This is a genomic window from Cellulomonas pasadenensis, from assembly GCF_047229365.1.
Classification (GTDB): domain Bacteria; phylum Actinomycetota; class Actinomycetes; order Actinomycetales; family Cellulomonadaceae; genus Cellulomonas.
Map to the genome: position 1 here is coordinate 1 of NZ_JBFTEP010000007.1, position 12,784 is coordinate 12,784.

The 12,784-nt window shown below is 75.8% G+C and carries 15 protein-coding genes; 4 read left to right on the forward strand and 11 right to left on the reverse strand.

All coding sequences use genetic code 11. The annotated features are described in order from the left end of the window. The first annotated feature begins 203 nt into the window (after positions 1–203). The 3 genes from AB6N23_RS02100 (at position 204) to AB6N23_RS02110 (ending at position 2,939) form a co-directional block, all read left to right on the forward strand. A complete protein-coding gene (locus AB6N23_RS02100; protein ID WP_412864293.1) occupies positions 204–1,292 on the forward strand; it encodes a LacI family DNA-binding transcriptional regulator in 1,089 nt (362 codons plus the stop codon). Between the two features lie 64 nt (positions 1,293–1,356). After that, a complete protein-coding gene (locus AB6N23_RS02105; protein WP_412864295.1) occupies positions 1,357–2,379 on the forward strand; it encodes an HD domain-containing protein in 1,023 nt (340 codons plus the stop codon). Positions 2,380–2,516: 137 nt separating this feature from the next. Then, positions 2,517–2,939 carry a hypothetical protein gene (locus AB6N23_RS02110; RefSeq protein WP_412864297.1) on the forward strand — a complete coding sequence of 141 codons (423 nt, stop codon included), beginning with the start codon at positions 2,517–2,519 and terminating at the stop codon, positions 2,937–2,939. Between the two features lie 35 nt (positions 2,940–2,974). On the opposite strand, the gene AB6N23_RS02115 is transcribed toward AB6N23_RS02110, so the two are convergent. The 8 genes from AB6N23_RS02115 to AB6N23_RS02150 form a co-directional block, all read right to left on the reverse strand. Then, positions 2,975–3,397 (reverse strand): pilus assembly protein TadG-related protein, encoded by a 423-nt coding sequence (locus AB6N23_RS02115; protein WP_412864299.1) that lies wholly within the window; start codon positions 3,395–3,397, stop codon positions 2,975–2,977. A gap of 71 nt (positions 3,398–3,468) precedes the next feature. After that, positions 3,469–3,966: a pilus assembly protein gene (locus AB6N23_RS02120; protein ID WP_412864301.1), complete on the reverse strand. Its 498-nt coding sequence runs from the start codon at positions 3,964–3,966 to the stop codon at positions 3,469–3,471. Next, positions 3,963–4,337 (reverse strand): TadE/TadG family type IV pilus assembly protein, encoded by a 375-nt coding sequence (locus AB6N23_RS02125; RefSeq protein ID WP_412864391.1) that lies wholly within the window; start codon positions 4,335–4,337, stop codon positions 3,963–3,965. The genes AB6N23_RS02120 and AB6N23_RS02125 overlap by 4 nt, the downstream gene beginning before the upstream one ends. Then, positions 4,334–4,555 carry a hypothetical protein gene (locus AB6N23_RS02130; protein WP_412864303.1) on the reverse strand — a complete coding sequence of 74 codons (222 nt, stop codon included), beginning with the start codon at positions 4,553–4,555 and terminating at the stop codon, positions 4,334–4,336. The genes AB6N23_RS02125 and AB6N23_RS02130 overlap by 4 nt, the downstream gene beginning before the upstream one ends. Positions 4,556–4,612: 57 nt before the next feature. Continuing rightward, the gene (locus AB6N23_RS02135; protein WP_412864305.1) at positions 4,613–5,542 is read right to left on the reverse strand and encodes a type II secretion system F family protein; all 930 of its coding nucleotides are present in this window, start codon (positions 5,540–5,542) and stop codon (positions 4,613–4,615) included. Then, positions 5,539–6,396, reverse strand: a complete 858-nt coding sequence (locus AB6N23_RS02140) for a type II secretion system F family protein (protein ID WP_412864393.1) — start codon at positions 6,394–6,396, stop codon at positions 5,539–5,541. The genes AB6N23_RS02135 and AB6N23_RS02140 overlap by 4 nt, the downstream gene beginning before the upstream one ends. A 2-nt stretch (positions 6,397–6,398) precedes the next feature. Next, on the reverse strand, positions 6,399–7,622 hold the full coding sequence (locus AB6N23_RS02145) for a TadA family conjugal transfer-associated ATPase (protein ID WP_412864307.1): 1,224 nt from the start codon (positions 7,620–7,622) through the stop codon (positions 6,399–6,401). A 117-nt stretch (positions 7,623–7,739) separates the two neighbouring features. Continuing rightward, positions 7,740–8,129 (reverse strand): hypothetical protein, encoded by a 390-nt coding sequence (locus AB6N23_RS02150; RefSeq protein WP_412864309.1) that lies wholly within the window; start codon positions 8,127–8,129, stop codon positions 7,740–7,742. A 65-nt stretch (positions 8,130–8,194) separates the two neighbouring features. Between AB6N23_RS02150 and AB6N23_RS02155 the strand changes: the two genes are divergently transcribed. Further along, complete coding sequence (locus tag AB6N23_RS02155) at positions 8,195–9,103, forward strand: aldose 1-epimerase family protein (RefSeq protein WP_412864311.1); 909 nt, start codon at positions 8,195–8,197, stop codon at positions 9,101–9,103. 96 nt (positions 9,104–9,199) lie between these two features. On the opposite strand, the gene AB6N23_RS02160 is transcribed toward AB6N23_RS02155, so the two are convergent. The 3 genes from AB6N23_RS02160 to AB6N23_RS02170 form a co-directional block, all read right to left on the reverse strand. Further along, positions 9,200–10,069 carry a M15 family metallopeptidase gene (locus tag AB6N23_RS02160; RefSeq protein WP_412864313.1) on the reverse strand — a complete coding sequence of 290 codons (870 nt, stop codon included), beginning with the start codon at positions 10,067–10,069 and terminating at the stop codon, positions 9,200–9,202. 183 nt (positions 10,070–10,252) lie between these two features. Next, the gene (locus tag AB6N23_RS02165) at positions 10,253–11,296 is read right to left on the reverse strand and encodes a hemolysin family protein (protein ID WP_412864315.1); all 1,044 of its coding nucleotides are present in this window, start codon (positions 11,294–11,296) and stop codon (positions 10,253–10,255) included. Further along, positions 11,296–12,612, reverse strand: coding sequence for a hemolysin family protein (locus AB6N23_RS02170; RefSeq protein ID WP_412864317.1), 1,317 nt, complete (start codon positions 12,610–12,612; stop codon positions 11,296–11,298). The genes AB6N23_RS02165 and AB6N23_RS02170 overlap by 1 nt, the downstream gene beginning before the upstream one ends. Positions 12,613–12,784: the final 172 nt, after the last annotated feature.

Below are 12,784 nucleotides of genomic sequence, written 5' to 3' on the forward strand. Positions count from 1 at the left end.
CCGGTGGCGCGTCCGCGGGCCGCGGCCGCCGGCGCGCTGCACCGTCTGGCCGACGCGCTCGCGCCGGAGGCGCGCGACGCCCGGTACGTCGACCAGCACGTCGGCCACGCGGCGCGCTGACGGCCGTGCACGCGGACGGGTGGCGGCCGGCGGGGACCGGGGCGACCTACGCTGGTCCGCATGACGTGCGGGACGGGGCAGCCATGGGTCGCGTGACGCTGCAGACGGTGGCCGACAAGGTCGGCGTGAGCCGCATGACGGTGTCGAACGCGTTCTCGCGTCCCGACCAGCTCTCGCAGGCGCTGCGAGAGCGCGTCCTCGCGGCGGCGGCCGAGCTCGGCTACGTCGGGCCCGACCCCGCCGCGCGGGCGCTCGCGCGGCGCAGCTCGGGCGCCGTGGGGGTCGTGCTGACCGACTCGCTGGGCGAGGCGTTCCTCGACCCGGTCGCGGCGGCGTTCTTCGGCTCGCTCGCCGAGTCGCTGGCGCCGACGGGGCTCGCGGTGTCACTCATCCCCGCGGAGAACGTCGGTGGTCACGTGCCCGCGCGCGACCTGCCCGTGGACGCCGCCGTGGTGTACGCGTGCGCCGGCGACAGCGAGGCGGTCCAGTGGTTGCGCAAGCGGCGCCTGCCGCTCGTGTTCGTCGACCAGGACCCGGTGCCGGGCAGCGCCGGCGTGCTCCTGGACGACCGCGCGGGCGGCCGCGTCGCCGTGGAGCACCTGCTCGCACTGGGGCACCACGACGTCGCCGTCCTCACCATGAACCACCGCCGCGCAGCACCGGGCTGGGTGGAGGACCCCCGGGCCGCCGGGTCGAACCACGTCGCCCGGCAGCGCACCGCCGGGGCGCTGGACGCGCTCGACGCCGCCGGCCTGACCGGCCGCGTCTACGAGGTCGTCGACAACCACGACCACCTCATCCGGCCCGGCGTCGCGGACCTCGTCGCGAGCCCGGACCGCCCGACGGCCGTCGTGTGCTTCTCCGACCTCATGGCCGCGGAGCTGGTCCGGGCCGCGCAGGCCGCGGGGCTGACCGTGCCCGACGACCTGTCGGTGGTGGGCTTCGACGACAGCGTCCACGCGCACACCGTGCGACCCGCGCTGACGACGGTCCGCCAGGACTTCGCCGCCAAGGGCCGGCTCGCCGCGGCGGCGCTGACGGAGGCGATCGCGCGCACGCGGGACGCGGCGCAGGACGAGCGCGACGACCGCGACCCGGTCGTCCGGCACATCCCCGTCGAGCTCGTGGTGCGCGGCAGCACCGCTCCCCCGCGTCCGGCCGGGCAGGGCTGAGCGTGCCGTCGCGACCGCACCGGCGCGGTGCCCGCGCCGCGGCGGCCGTCCTCGGCGTCCGCGGGTGACCGCCTCGACGCGTCCGGTGCGGCCCCACGCCGACACCGTGGGGCTGGGCGGGCACCACACCGACCCGCTCTGGGGCACGGTGACGACGCTGACCCCGCTCGAGCAGGCGCTGCTGCGCACGTGGCCGGTCCGGCGTCTCGGGCACGTGGCGCACGCGGGGGCGGTCGCGACCGTGACGACGCAGACGTTCTCCCGGCTCGAGCACTCGCTCGGCGTGCTCGGGCTGGTCGCGCACCTCGACGGCGCCGACGCGGTCACCCGCGCCGCCGCCCTGCTGCACGACGTCGGGCACGCGCCGCTGAGCCACACGCTCGAGGGGATCGCCGGCATCGACCACCACGTCACGGGACCGGCGCGGGTGCGCGCCCTGGGCGACCTGCTGGGCGCGCACGGGGTGGACGTCGCCGACGTGGTCGCCACCCTCAGCGGCGCGCGGGCGTCGGCACTCCGGCCACGCCCGGGGCTGGTGACGCTCGACCACCTCGACGGGTACGTCCGCAGCGCGCGCGCCCACGGACGGCGCATGCCCGCGCCGGCACGTCTGCTGCGCCGGCTCACCCTGCAGGACGGGGTCGTGCGGACCGACCCTGCGGGCGCCCGGGTGCTGGCGCGACTCGCGGACGCCGAAGTGGCCTACCACCGCTCGTCGCTGAACGTCCTGGCGGTGGGCGTGGTGCGCCACCTCGTGCGCCGGTGGCTCGGGCCGGGCGCGGACGCGGGCCCGGTGGTGGGGATGACGGACGGCGAGCTGGTCGCGGCTCTCCTGCGCGACCCGCGCACGGGCGACGAGACGCGGCGTTTCCTGACCGACCCGCTGGCCTGGTGCGTCGTCCCGGCGCGCCCGGGCCCGGTGCCGGAGGGAGTCGAGCTCGTGCCGGGTGGGCGCTCCTACCACGCCCGCGCGCTCGTGGACGGAGAGCCGCTGCCGGACCGCGTGCCCGTGCCGGACCGGGTGGCCGACCAGTGGGTGCTGCGCCGTGACCACCCGGAGGCGCGGTCCGCCGCAGCGATGCCGTGACCGCGGCGCGGGCTGCCGGTCCCCCTCGGCGACACCGTGCGGGCGGTCACGACGCGCGAGCAGTTGCTGGAGCACGCGCGCTACGTTGACGAGCAGATCGGGCACAGAAATCTACCGCCCGTGAAGTGGGAGACTCCGTGACGGCCTACGAAGTGCGGCCCGAAGTAGCTGGCGGCCTCGGCGATGGCACCTTCATTGCTTTCGACCAGCCGGGTGCACCCGTCACTGTCTTGCACTACGAGTTCCATGGGTGGAACGGCGACGACATCGTCACGACGAGCCCGGAGCACATCGTCACCGCGCAGCTCGCGCAAGCCTTGAACGAGACTGGACTGACCGGCTTCCGGTTTGACGACGTAGTGGTCACCAAGAGCGAGCAGTTCGAGATGTTCCACCCTGAAGTGGTCCTGCCGAGTTGGCGCTGGCTGCGTATCACCGGCGACCCCGGCACCGACGACGCGTGGCGTGGCGAACGCGGGCGCCTGACGGTGTCCGATCGGTTCTACGAGGTGCTCAGCCGTTTCACCATCGCCAACGGCCGAAACCGAGCCCTCGACTGAGCGGCTTCAACCCCCGCCGGTGGAAATCGAGGCCGTTACGACGCGCGCGCGACCGCCTCGGCCTCGAGAGCGATCCCGTCCGACCACGGCGCCATCACCCACGTCAGCAGCGCCGGGCGCGTGACCGCACCCAGCCGCACGACGACGGAGCGCCCGTCCGGCGTCGACGCCTCGAGGACCGTCACGCCGTCCCACCGGGCCGCCTGCTCCGGGTGGTCGGCGACGTAGTCCGTGACCGCCGCGCGGACGCTCGCGTCGGTGAGCGGCACGCCGGCCGGTCCGCGCGCCGCGCCGCCGGCGAAGTACCGGTCGTCGGCCACCTCGTCGGCGGCCGCGAGCGCGGCCAGGTCGGCGAGCGCGAGCAGGCGCTTGCGGTCCAGGTGCACCCCGGTCGCCGACACCGTCACCGTGACGAGCAGGAGCGCGAGCACCGCGAGCCCGAGCGCGAGCACCGTCACCTGGCCGTCGTCCCCGCAGGCCCGCGCGCGGCGAACCGCGCGCCGCAGCGGTCCGGGCACGCGCGCGCCCGTCACGGCTGCGCCACCCGGTACGCATCGACCGCGGCGGTCCGCTCTGCGCGGACCGGCACCTCGAGCGGCACGACGTCACGGACGAAGGACGGCACGAAAGGCAGCGGCACGCGGACCTGCACGGTCGCCGTCACCTCGGCACCCGGCTGCAGGCACGAGTCCGCCGAGCAGCCGACGACGAGAGCACCGGACGGGTCGTCGTCGAACGCCTGGTCCCGCAGCGCCACCCCGACCGCCGTGACCGCGCGCGTCCGGCCCGTCGCGGCGTCCGGCGCCGCCACGTACACGCGCGCCGCCTCCCGCGCCGCCCCCTCGACCGCGAACGTCGCCGCCTGCAGCCGGCCGAGGACGAGCACGAGGTAGATGACCGGCACGAGCAGGACCAGCGCGATCCCGAGGAACTCCACGAGGGCGCTGCCGCGGTCGGCGGCTGCCCCGTGCAGGCGCCGACGCACACGGTCGACGCCGCCCGCGAGCACCCGTCGCAGGCCGCTCACGGATCCTCGACGGGCGCGTGCCCGTCGACCTCCAGCGTGCCCGCCGGGCCGAGCAGCCCGACGAGCGGCAGCGGCGCCCGCACCGTCACGCGGACCAGCGCCAGCCCGTCGACGTCCACCCGCCGGGCGGTGACGTCGCGCCCGTAGCTCTCGGCGAGGGACGACCGCAGCAGCGTCACGGTGCGCGCGGCGCCGTCGGCAGGGGCCCGGCCGGCGTGCGCGCCGTACCGGGCGCCCTCCGCGGCGGCGTCGATGCAGGTGTTGCGCACGTGCTGGACGATCGCCAGCTGCAGCACCGACATGAAGAGCACGACGACGAGCCCGCCGACGAGCACGAAGTCGACGACCGCGGACCCGCGGTCGTCGCTCAGCCGGCCCGCGGTGCGACCGACTGGATGGCCGTCTCGAACAGCTGCGTCAGCGCGTTGCCGGCGACGAACCACAGCACCGAGACGATGCCCGCGGTCATCAGCGTGATGAGCACCCAGCCCGGCACGTCGCCCCGCTCGCCGCGCTCGGTCAGGTCGTCCGTCAGCACGTGCAGCCGCCGCTGCAGCCGCACCGCGCAGGCGCGCGCCCACTCCGTCATCGTGCACTCCCGTCGTCGCGGGACCGCCGGTCGGCGGCCCCTGCACTCCTCCGCGGGTCACAGACCGACCCGCAGGACCACCACGCTGGGGAAGACGGCGAACAGGACGGTCACCGGCAGGATGAGGAACACCACCGGGATCATCATGAGCACCTCCTTGCGCCCACCGGTCTGCATGAGCGCGCGGCGCCCCTCCTCACGCACGTCCTGCGCCTGCGCCCGCAGCACGTCCGCCAGCGGCGACCCGCGCTCGACCGCGACGGCGACGCCCTCGGCGAACCGTGCGAGCGGCGGCATGCCGGTGCGGTCGGCGAGCCCGTGCAGGGCCGTCGTCAGGGGCGCACCGGCGCGCGCCTCGCCGAGCGTGCGCGCGAGCTCGTCGGTCAGCTCGCCGCGGGTCTGCCGCACGACCCGCTCGAGCGCCCCGACGGCCCCCTCGCCGGCGCTGACCGCGAGCGCGAGCAGCTCCGTGACGGTCGGCATCTGCGCGAGCATCCGCTCCTCGCGCCGCCGCACCTGCCGGCCGAGCAGCCAGTCGGGCACGAGCACGGCGGCGAACCCGACCGCGAGGACGAGCCCGACCAGCGCGGGTGCCGCTCCCCCGCGGCTCGCGGCGAGGAGCAGCGCGAGCACCAGGCCGACCGCGAGCCCGAGCGCGCCCCACAGCACCTGCTGCGCGCGGAACTGCTCGACGCTCTCGCGCCGCCCCGCCCGCTCGAGACGTCCGCGCAGCTCCGCGGCGGGCGACCCGATGCGCCCGAGCAGCCGCACCGCGTCGGTGAGGAACGGGGCCACGAGCCGCTCGAGGGTCCCGAGCGGCCCGCGCGCGACGGGCGCGCGCAGCAGGCCGGAGGTGCCGCGCACCCGCAGGTATGGCGCGACGCGCTGGTCGAGCGTGATCCGCCGCGACCCGAGCCGCCACACGACCAGGGCGAGGCCCGTGCCGCCGAGCAGCCCGACGAGCGCCCCGGCCAGCGCCGGGCTCACCGCAGCACCCGCGGGTCGTCGGGGAGCCGCGCGACGCGGAGCATGAACCGGTAGGCGACGACGGTCGCGACGGCACCGGCGAGCAGCACGAGCGCCCCCGCCGTGGAGTCGTACGCGCGCAGCGCCTCCGGGCGGGTCGCGAGCATCGCGAGGACCGCCCAGGGCGCGGCGACGGCGAGCCGGGCGGCGTAGACGGTCCAGCTCTGCCGCGCCTCGATCTCCCCGCGCGTGCGCAGGTCGTCGCGCAGGAACGACGACAGCGTGCGCAGCAGCCGGCCGAGGTCGGTGCCGCCGACGTCGCGCGTGAGCCGCAGCGCCGCCACGACCCGGTCGGCGACCGGGTCGGCGAGTCGCTCCTTCAGCGCGTCGAGGCTGTCGCCGAAGCGGCCGGTCGCGCGGTAGTCCTCGGCGAACGCGCGGAACGGCGCGCGCAGCTCGGCGGGCCCGCGGTCCCCGACCTGCGCGACGGCCTCGGGCAGCGACAGGCCGGCGCGCACGCCGGAGGCCAGGTGGTCCACGACGTCCGGCCACAGCGCCCGTGTGCGGGCGAGGCGCCGCCGCGCGCGCCCGCGCACGAGCGTCCACGGCGCCGCGGCACCGAACGCGCCGAAGCACGCCGCGACCGCCGGCACGGGGACGAGCACGAGCGCGACCGCCGACACCAGCAGCCCGACGAGCGCGCTCACGGCCGCGAACCCGCCCGGGGTCACGCCGGTCACCTCGGCCTGCGTCAGCGTGTCCCGGACGCGCGCCGCCCACCCGGCCGCGCTCTCCTCCCGCCGGACGAGCGGCCAGAACGACCACCACACCGACGCCAGCCCGGCACCCAGCAGCAGCCCCGCGACGACGCCCACGCTCACGCCCTCCGCAGCAGGGCGACGACGTCGATACCGGCGCGCGCGAAGCGCTCGACGTGCGGCGGGAAGCCGTCGGCGCGCACGAGCACGCCGTCCCGGGTCGTGAAGACGTCGGCCGTCTCCACGACGCCGGCCTCGACCCGCCCGGGCACGGCCACGACCTCGCGGGTGCGCCGCCGCCCGTGCCGGTCGAGCTCGAGGTGCACGACGAGGTCGACGGCCGACGCCACCGTGGGCACGACGAACCGGTCGGTGATGTTCTCGCCGGCGAGCAGCGGCAGCGTGCAGAGCTTCGTGATCGCCTCGCGCGCCGAGCTCGCGTGGATGGTGCACATGGCCGGCACGCCCGCGTTGAGGGCGATGAGCAGGTCGAGCGCCTCGGCCTCGCGTACCTCGCCCACCAGCAGGCGGTCGGGGCGCATGCGGAGCGCCTCCTTGACGAGCCGGCGCAGCGGGATCTCGCCGGTGCCCTCGAGGTTCGCCTGCCGGCACTGCATCGCCACCCAGTCGCGGACGGCGGGCCGCAGCTCGAAGACCTCCTCGCAGCTGATCACGCGCTCGCGCGGCGGGATCGCGCCCGCGAGCGCGTTGAGCATCGTCGTCTTGCCCGCCTGCGTGGCGCCGGACACCAGCACGTTGAGACCCGAGCGCACGGCCGCCTGGAGGAACGCGGCGGCCTGCGGCGTCAACGAGCCGAGCCCCACGACGTCGTCGAGGCTCGTCGCCCGCACGACGTACTTGCGGATGTTGACCGACCAGTGCCGCCGCGTCACGTCCGGGATCACGGCGTGCAGTCGCTCCCCGCCCGGCAGCGACGCGTCGACGAACGGCGACGACAGGTCGAGCCGCCGACCGGAGACCTTGAGCATCTGCTCGACGAGGTCGCGCACCTGCGCCTCGGTGAGGATCGTCGTCGTCAGCTCCGCCTCGCCGCGCCGCGCGACGAACACCTGCGTCGGCGCGTTGATCCAGATCTCCTCGACCTCCGGGTCGTCGAGGTACCGCTGCAGCGGCCCCAGCCCCGCGACCGCGTCGAGCACCGCCTTGTGCGCGGCGGCGGCGTCCACGAGCGGCGGCACCGCGCCCAGCAGCGACCGCTCGTCGTAGTCCACGAGCGCGGCCCGCACGAGCTCGTGCACGCCGGCCCGGTCCCGCACGGGGTCGAGGCCACGCCGCCGGATGAGCTCGCGCACCTCGCCCTCGAGTATCGCCACCCCGTCCATGCCTCACCCCCGCGCCCCGGTGCCGGATTCGTCCGTTTCGAGGCGTCAAGGTAGGGCATGCGGGCGACGGCCCGCACCGCCCGTCCACAGGCGGCCGGTGCGCGGCCACGCGACGGGCTACGAGCCGATCGACCCCAGCGTCCACCCGTCCAGGCGGTCGAGCCGCGCGCGCCACAGACCCAGCCACGTGCCCGACGGCACGAGCACCGCGTCCTTGAGGTTGACGTACCCGGTCGACGGCTCCGCGCCACCGGCCCGCTCGGCGGCCTCCCGCCCACGGTCGTCCTGGTCCACCGTGCGCAGCCCCGCCGCCACCTCGTCGCCGAACGGGTCGGGCAGCACCTGCCGGAACTCCTCCCCCAGCAGCTCGGCCCACGTCTCGCGCGGGACGGCGATGCCGGCGACCACCGTGCCGCCGCACGACAGGGTCAGGGGGATCTCGTTGCGGGCGTCGCCGCGCAGGAACATCCGGGCCAGGAACTCGAAGAACGGGTCGGGAGCCGTCATGCGGGCGAACATAGACCACGGCCCCCGCGCGGCGCCGCCCCACACGCCCCCGCTACGGTGGACGCGTGACCAGTCCCTTCCCCACCGGCGACCAGCACGAGCTGCGGCTCGGCGACCAGGTCGCTGTCATCACGTCCGTCGGCGCGAGCATCCGCGAGTACCGGGTGGGCGACCGCGACGTCGTCCTGCCGTTCGCCGCCGAGTCCCTCGCGCCCGCCTTCTCGGGCGCCGTGCTCGCACCGTGGCCCAACCGGATCCGCGACGGCGTGTACCGCTACCGCGGCACGACGTACCAGCTGCACCTGAGCGAGCCGCCGCGGGGCGTCGCGATCCACGGCCTCGTCGCCACGCAGCGCTTCGAGCTCGTCGAGCGGACGCCCGAGTCCGTCACGCTCCGCCACGACCTCGTCCCCACGCCCGGGTACCCGTGGCCGGTCCGCGTCGAGCAGACGTACCGCCTGACCGAGCGCGGGCTCGACGTCACGACGGTGGCCACGAACCTCGGCGCCGACGTCGCGCCGTACGGCGTCGGCTACCACCCGTGGCTGTCCCCGGGCGACGGCACGGTCGACGACTGCACGCTCCAGGTCGACGCGGCCCGCCACGTCGAGGTCGACAACCGGCTGCTCCCGACGGGCAGCGCGCCCGTCTCCGGCGTCTTCGACCTGCGCGAGCCGCGCTCCCTGAAGGACGTCGTCCTCGACGACGCGTGGCTCGAGCCGATCCGCGACGCCGACGGCCTGTCGTGGATCCGTCTCACCGGCGCCGACGGCCGCACGGTCGCGATGTGGGCCGACGAGACCCTGCCCGCGTGGCAGGTGTGCACGGGCGACGGCCTCGAGGGCATCGACCGCGGCGGCGTCGCCGCAGAGCCGATGTCCTGCATCGCCGACGCATTCCGCACGTGCGACCTGCTCGTCGAGCTCGAGCCGGGCGCGACCCACGAGGCGCACTGGGGCGTCGGCCTCCTCTGACCTCGGCACGGCCCGGACGCACGAGGGCCGGCGGTGCACCCGCACCGCCGGCCCTCGTCACGTGGTGGTCCGTGAGGTCACGACCCGTCACCGGCGTCAGCCGTAGAACTCGCCGTCCGCCTTCACGCCCTTGATGTACTCCCAGTGCCACGGCTCGTACGGGCCGGAGCCGCCGCGCTTGGCCCACGTCGGGTTCTCCCACCCGTAGACCGGCGCGTTCTCGTTCATCCACGCGAAGCGCGTGCTGTTGTCCTGCAGGCCGCACAGGTCGACCGCAAGACCCCAGCCGTGGTTGCTCTTGCCGGGCGTGGCCGCGAGGCCGCCCTTGCGCGCCTTGACCGACTTCTGCTCCGCGAGCGTGCGGTAGCCGTCCGTGAGGCAGATGTCCGTGCCGAAGCGGGCGACGTACGCGACGTTGAGCTCGGCGAGCGCGACGGCGGCGTCGGCGCGCATCTGCGTGCGCCCGTCCCACAGCGTGCACAGGTCGGCGGTGGAGAGCTGCCCGTTGGCGCCGGACGGGCGGGCCGCGCCGTCGCAGCCCGGCAGCACCGAGCGCTCGGCGGCACGGGACACGTCCATCGCGGCGCGCACGCGCGAGGAGCCGTCGGCCGAGACGAGCGCCGTGGGCGGCAGGTCCGACAGCGGCAGGGCGGTCAGCGCCGTGACGGTCGACGGGTAGTCCGGCTGCTCGACCGCGCCGAGCACGATCTCGCCCTCGGCGACGCCCTGCGTGACCGGCACCACGACCGTGACGCCCGCGAGGGCGGCCAGCACGCCGAGGCGTCCGACGACGGTGGTGGCCCGGCGCCGGGCCGGTGCCGCGGACCCGCGCGACGCGATCGGCAGGACCTCGACGGTCCCGCTGACGACCGGCAGCTCGACGCGGCGCGACCGGCTGCGGGGGGCGTTCTCCTCACGGAGGGAACGGCGTGTCCGAGGAGTCGGCTCCGCTGCGTGCGACCCCACGACACCTCCGCTCGGACCTGCTGCTCACGCGCTCCTGGCGGAGCGGTCACGGAACCATAACGGCACCGTGGCACCGCGTCCAAGGCCCCGACCGGCACCCATGCCGGGCCAGAACCGGACAGACGGGGCGACACGCCGGTCGACACGCCGCCCGGGAGGTCGAAGGTCACACGACCGGCCGACCTACGGGATCTGCCCCCGCTGCATCGCGTCGCGCACCTCGCCGACCAGCTCCTCGAGGATGTCCTCGAGGAACACCACGCCCACGGCGCGCCCGTCGACGTCGACGCGGGCCAGGTGCGACCCGGACCGCTGCATCGCCGCGAGCGCCGTCTCCACCTCGTCGTCGGGCCCCACCACCGCGAGCGTGCGCACGCGCCAGCTCGGCACCGGCAGCGTGCGCGACACGTCGTCCGCGTACAGCACGTCCTTGATGTGCAGGTACCCGGTGGGCGCGCCGGCGGCGTCCGCGACGGCGAACCGGCTGAAGCCGGTGCGCGCCACGAGGTGCTCGATGTCGTCGGGCGTCGACCCCTCCTGCACGGTGACGAGCTCGCCGACCGGCACCATCACCTGGGCGGCGGTGCGGTCCGAGAACTCGATCGCGCCCGCGAGCAGCCCCTGCTCGTCGGCGAGCAGGCCCTGTGCCTGCGACTGCTCGACGATGTGCTGCACCTCCTCCGCGGTGTACGCGGAGGCGACCTCGTCCTGCGGCTCCACGCGGAACAGGCGCAGCACGTGGTTCGCCAGCCAGTTGAGCGCGAAGATGACCGGCCGCATCACGCGCGCGACCCCGACCAGGGCCGGCCCGAAGACGAGCACGGCACGGTCCGGGCTCGCGACCGCGAGGTTCTTGGGCACCATCTCGCCGAGCACCACGTGCAGGTACACGACGACGAGCAGCGCCACGACGAACGCGATGGGGTGCGTCAGCGAGTCCGGCACGCCGAGGGCGTGCAGCGGGTCCTCGATCAGGTGCGCGATCGCCGGCTCGGCGACCAGGCCCAGGCTCGTCGAGCACACGGTGATGCCCAGCTGGGCCGCGGCGAGCATGAGCGAGACGTGCTCCATCGCCCACAGGACGGTGACCGCCCGCTTGTCGCCCGCCTCGGCGAGCGGCTCGATCGCCGATCGGCGCGCCGACATGAGCGCGAACTCGGCGCCGACGAAGAACGCGTTGGCCGCCAGCAGGACGACCGCGATGAGGAGCGCGAGGGTGCTGTCCATCAGGCGCCCGCCTCCTCGGTCCCGGCGACCTCGACGCGCACGCGTTCGACGCGCCGCCCGTCCATCCGCTCGACGTGCAGCCGCACGGTGCCCTCCACGACCTCGTCACCCTCCGCGGGGATCCGCCCGAGGCGCGCCATGAGCAGGCCGCCGAGCGTCTCGTAGGGGCCGTCGTCGGGGACGCGCAGACCCGTGGCCTCGTGCAGCTCGTCGGGACGCGTGACGCCCGGCAGGACCCACGCGCCGTCGGCCCGGCGCGCGGCGGTGCTGCGCGTCCGGTCGTGCTCGTCCGCGACCTCGCCGACGAGCTCTTCGACGACGTCCTCGAGCGTCACGACGCCCGACGTGCCGCCGTACTCGTCGACGACGACCGCCATCTGCAGGCCCTGCGCGCGCAGCTCGACGAGCAGCGGGCCGAGCCCGACGGTCTCCGGCACGCGCGGCGCCTCGACCATGAGCGCCGGCGCCGGCACCTCGGCGCGGCGGTCGTGCGGCACGGCCATCGCCTTGCGCAGGTGCACGAGCCCGACGACGTCGTCGGTGGAGTCGCCGATGACCGGGAACCGCGAGTGGCCCGTCTGCCGCGCGAGCGCCATGACGTCGGCGGCCGTGTCGTCGCGGCGCACGACGACCATGCGCGTGCGGTCCGTCATCACGTCGACCGCCGTCAGCGTCGAGAAGTCGATGGAGTTGGTGAGCAGCGTCGCGGTGGACGCGTCGAGCGTCCCCCGCTCCGCCGAGCGGCGCACCAGCGACGCGAGCTCGGCCGGCGAGCGCGCGCCGGAGAGCTCCTCGCGCGGCTCGACGCCCACCCGGCGCAGGAGCGCGTTCGCGGTGCCGTTCGTGACCGCGATGACGCCGCGCAGGCCCGTCGTGAACCCGAGCTGGAGCGGCGCGACCAGGCGCGCCGTCGCGAGCGGGCTCGCGATCGCGAAGTTCTTCGGCACGAGCTCGCCGAACAGCATCGAGAAGCCGTTGACGAGCAGGACGGCGAGCGCGCCGGCGACGGCGCCCGCCACGGCGCGGTCGAGCCCCGTCGACCCGAGGGGCACGCCGAGCAGGCGGACCACCGCGGGCTGCGTCGTGTACCCGAGCAGGACGGTCGTCAGCGTGATGCCGACCTGGGCACCGGACAGCTGCGTCGAGAGCCGGCGCAGGGACCGGACCACGGCGCGCCCGCGCGCGTCGTCCTGCCCCTCCTGCTGCTCGACGAGCCCGGGGTCGAGCGTGACGAGGGAGAACTCCGCCGCGACGAACACGGCGGTGCCGACGGTGAGCAGCACGCCCAGGCCGACGAGCAGCCAGTCGGTCAGCACGTGCGCCCCCGCAGGGGTGCGGGCCCGCGCGCGGCGACGCCCGGGGGCGTCACGTCGCGCGACGCGACGGGGGGCGCCGCGCACGCGTAAGCGCGGCAGGACGGGGGGTGGCCGGCACGGTCGCGCCCCGCCCCGGGCCCGGTGGGCCGGGTCGCCCGCGACGTCCGGGGTC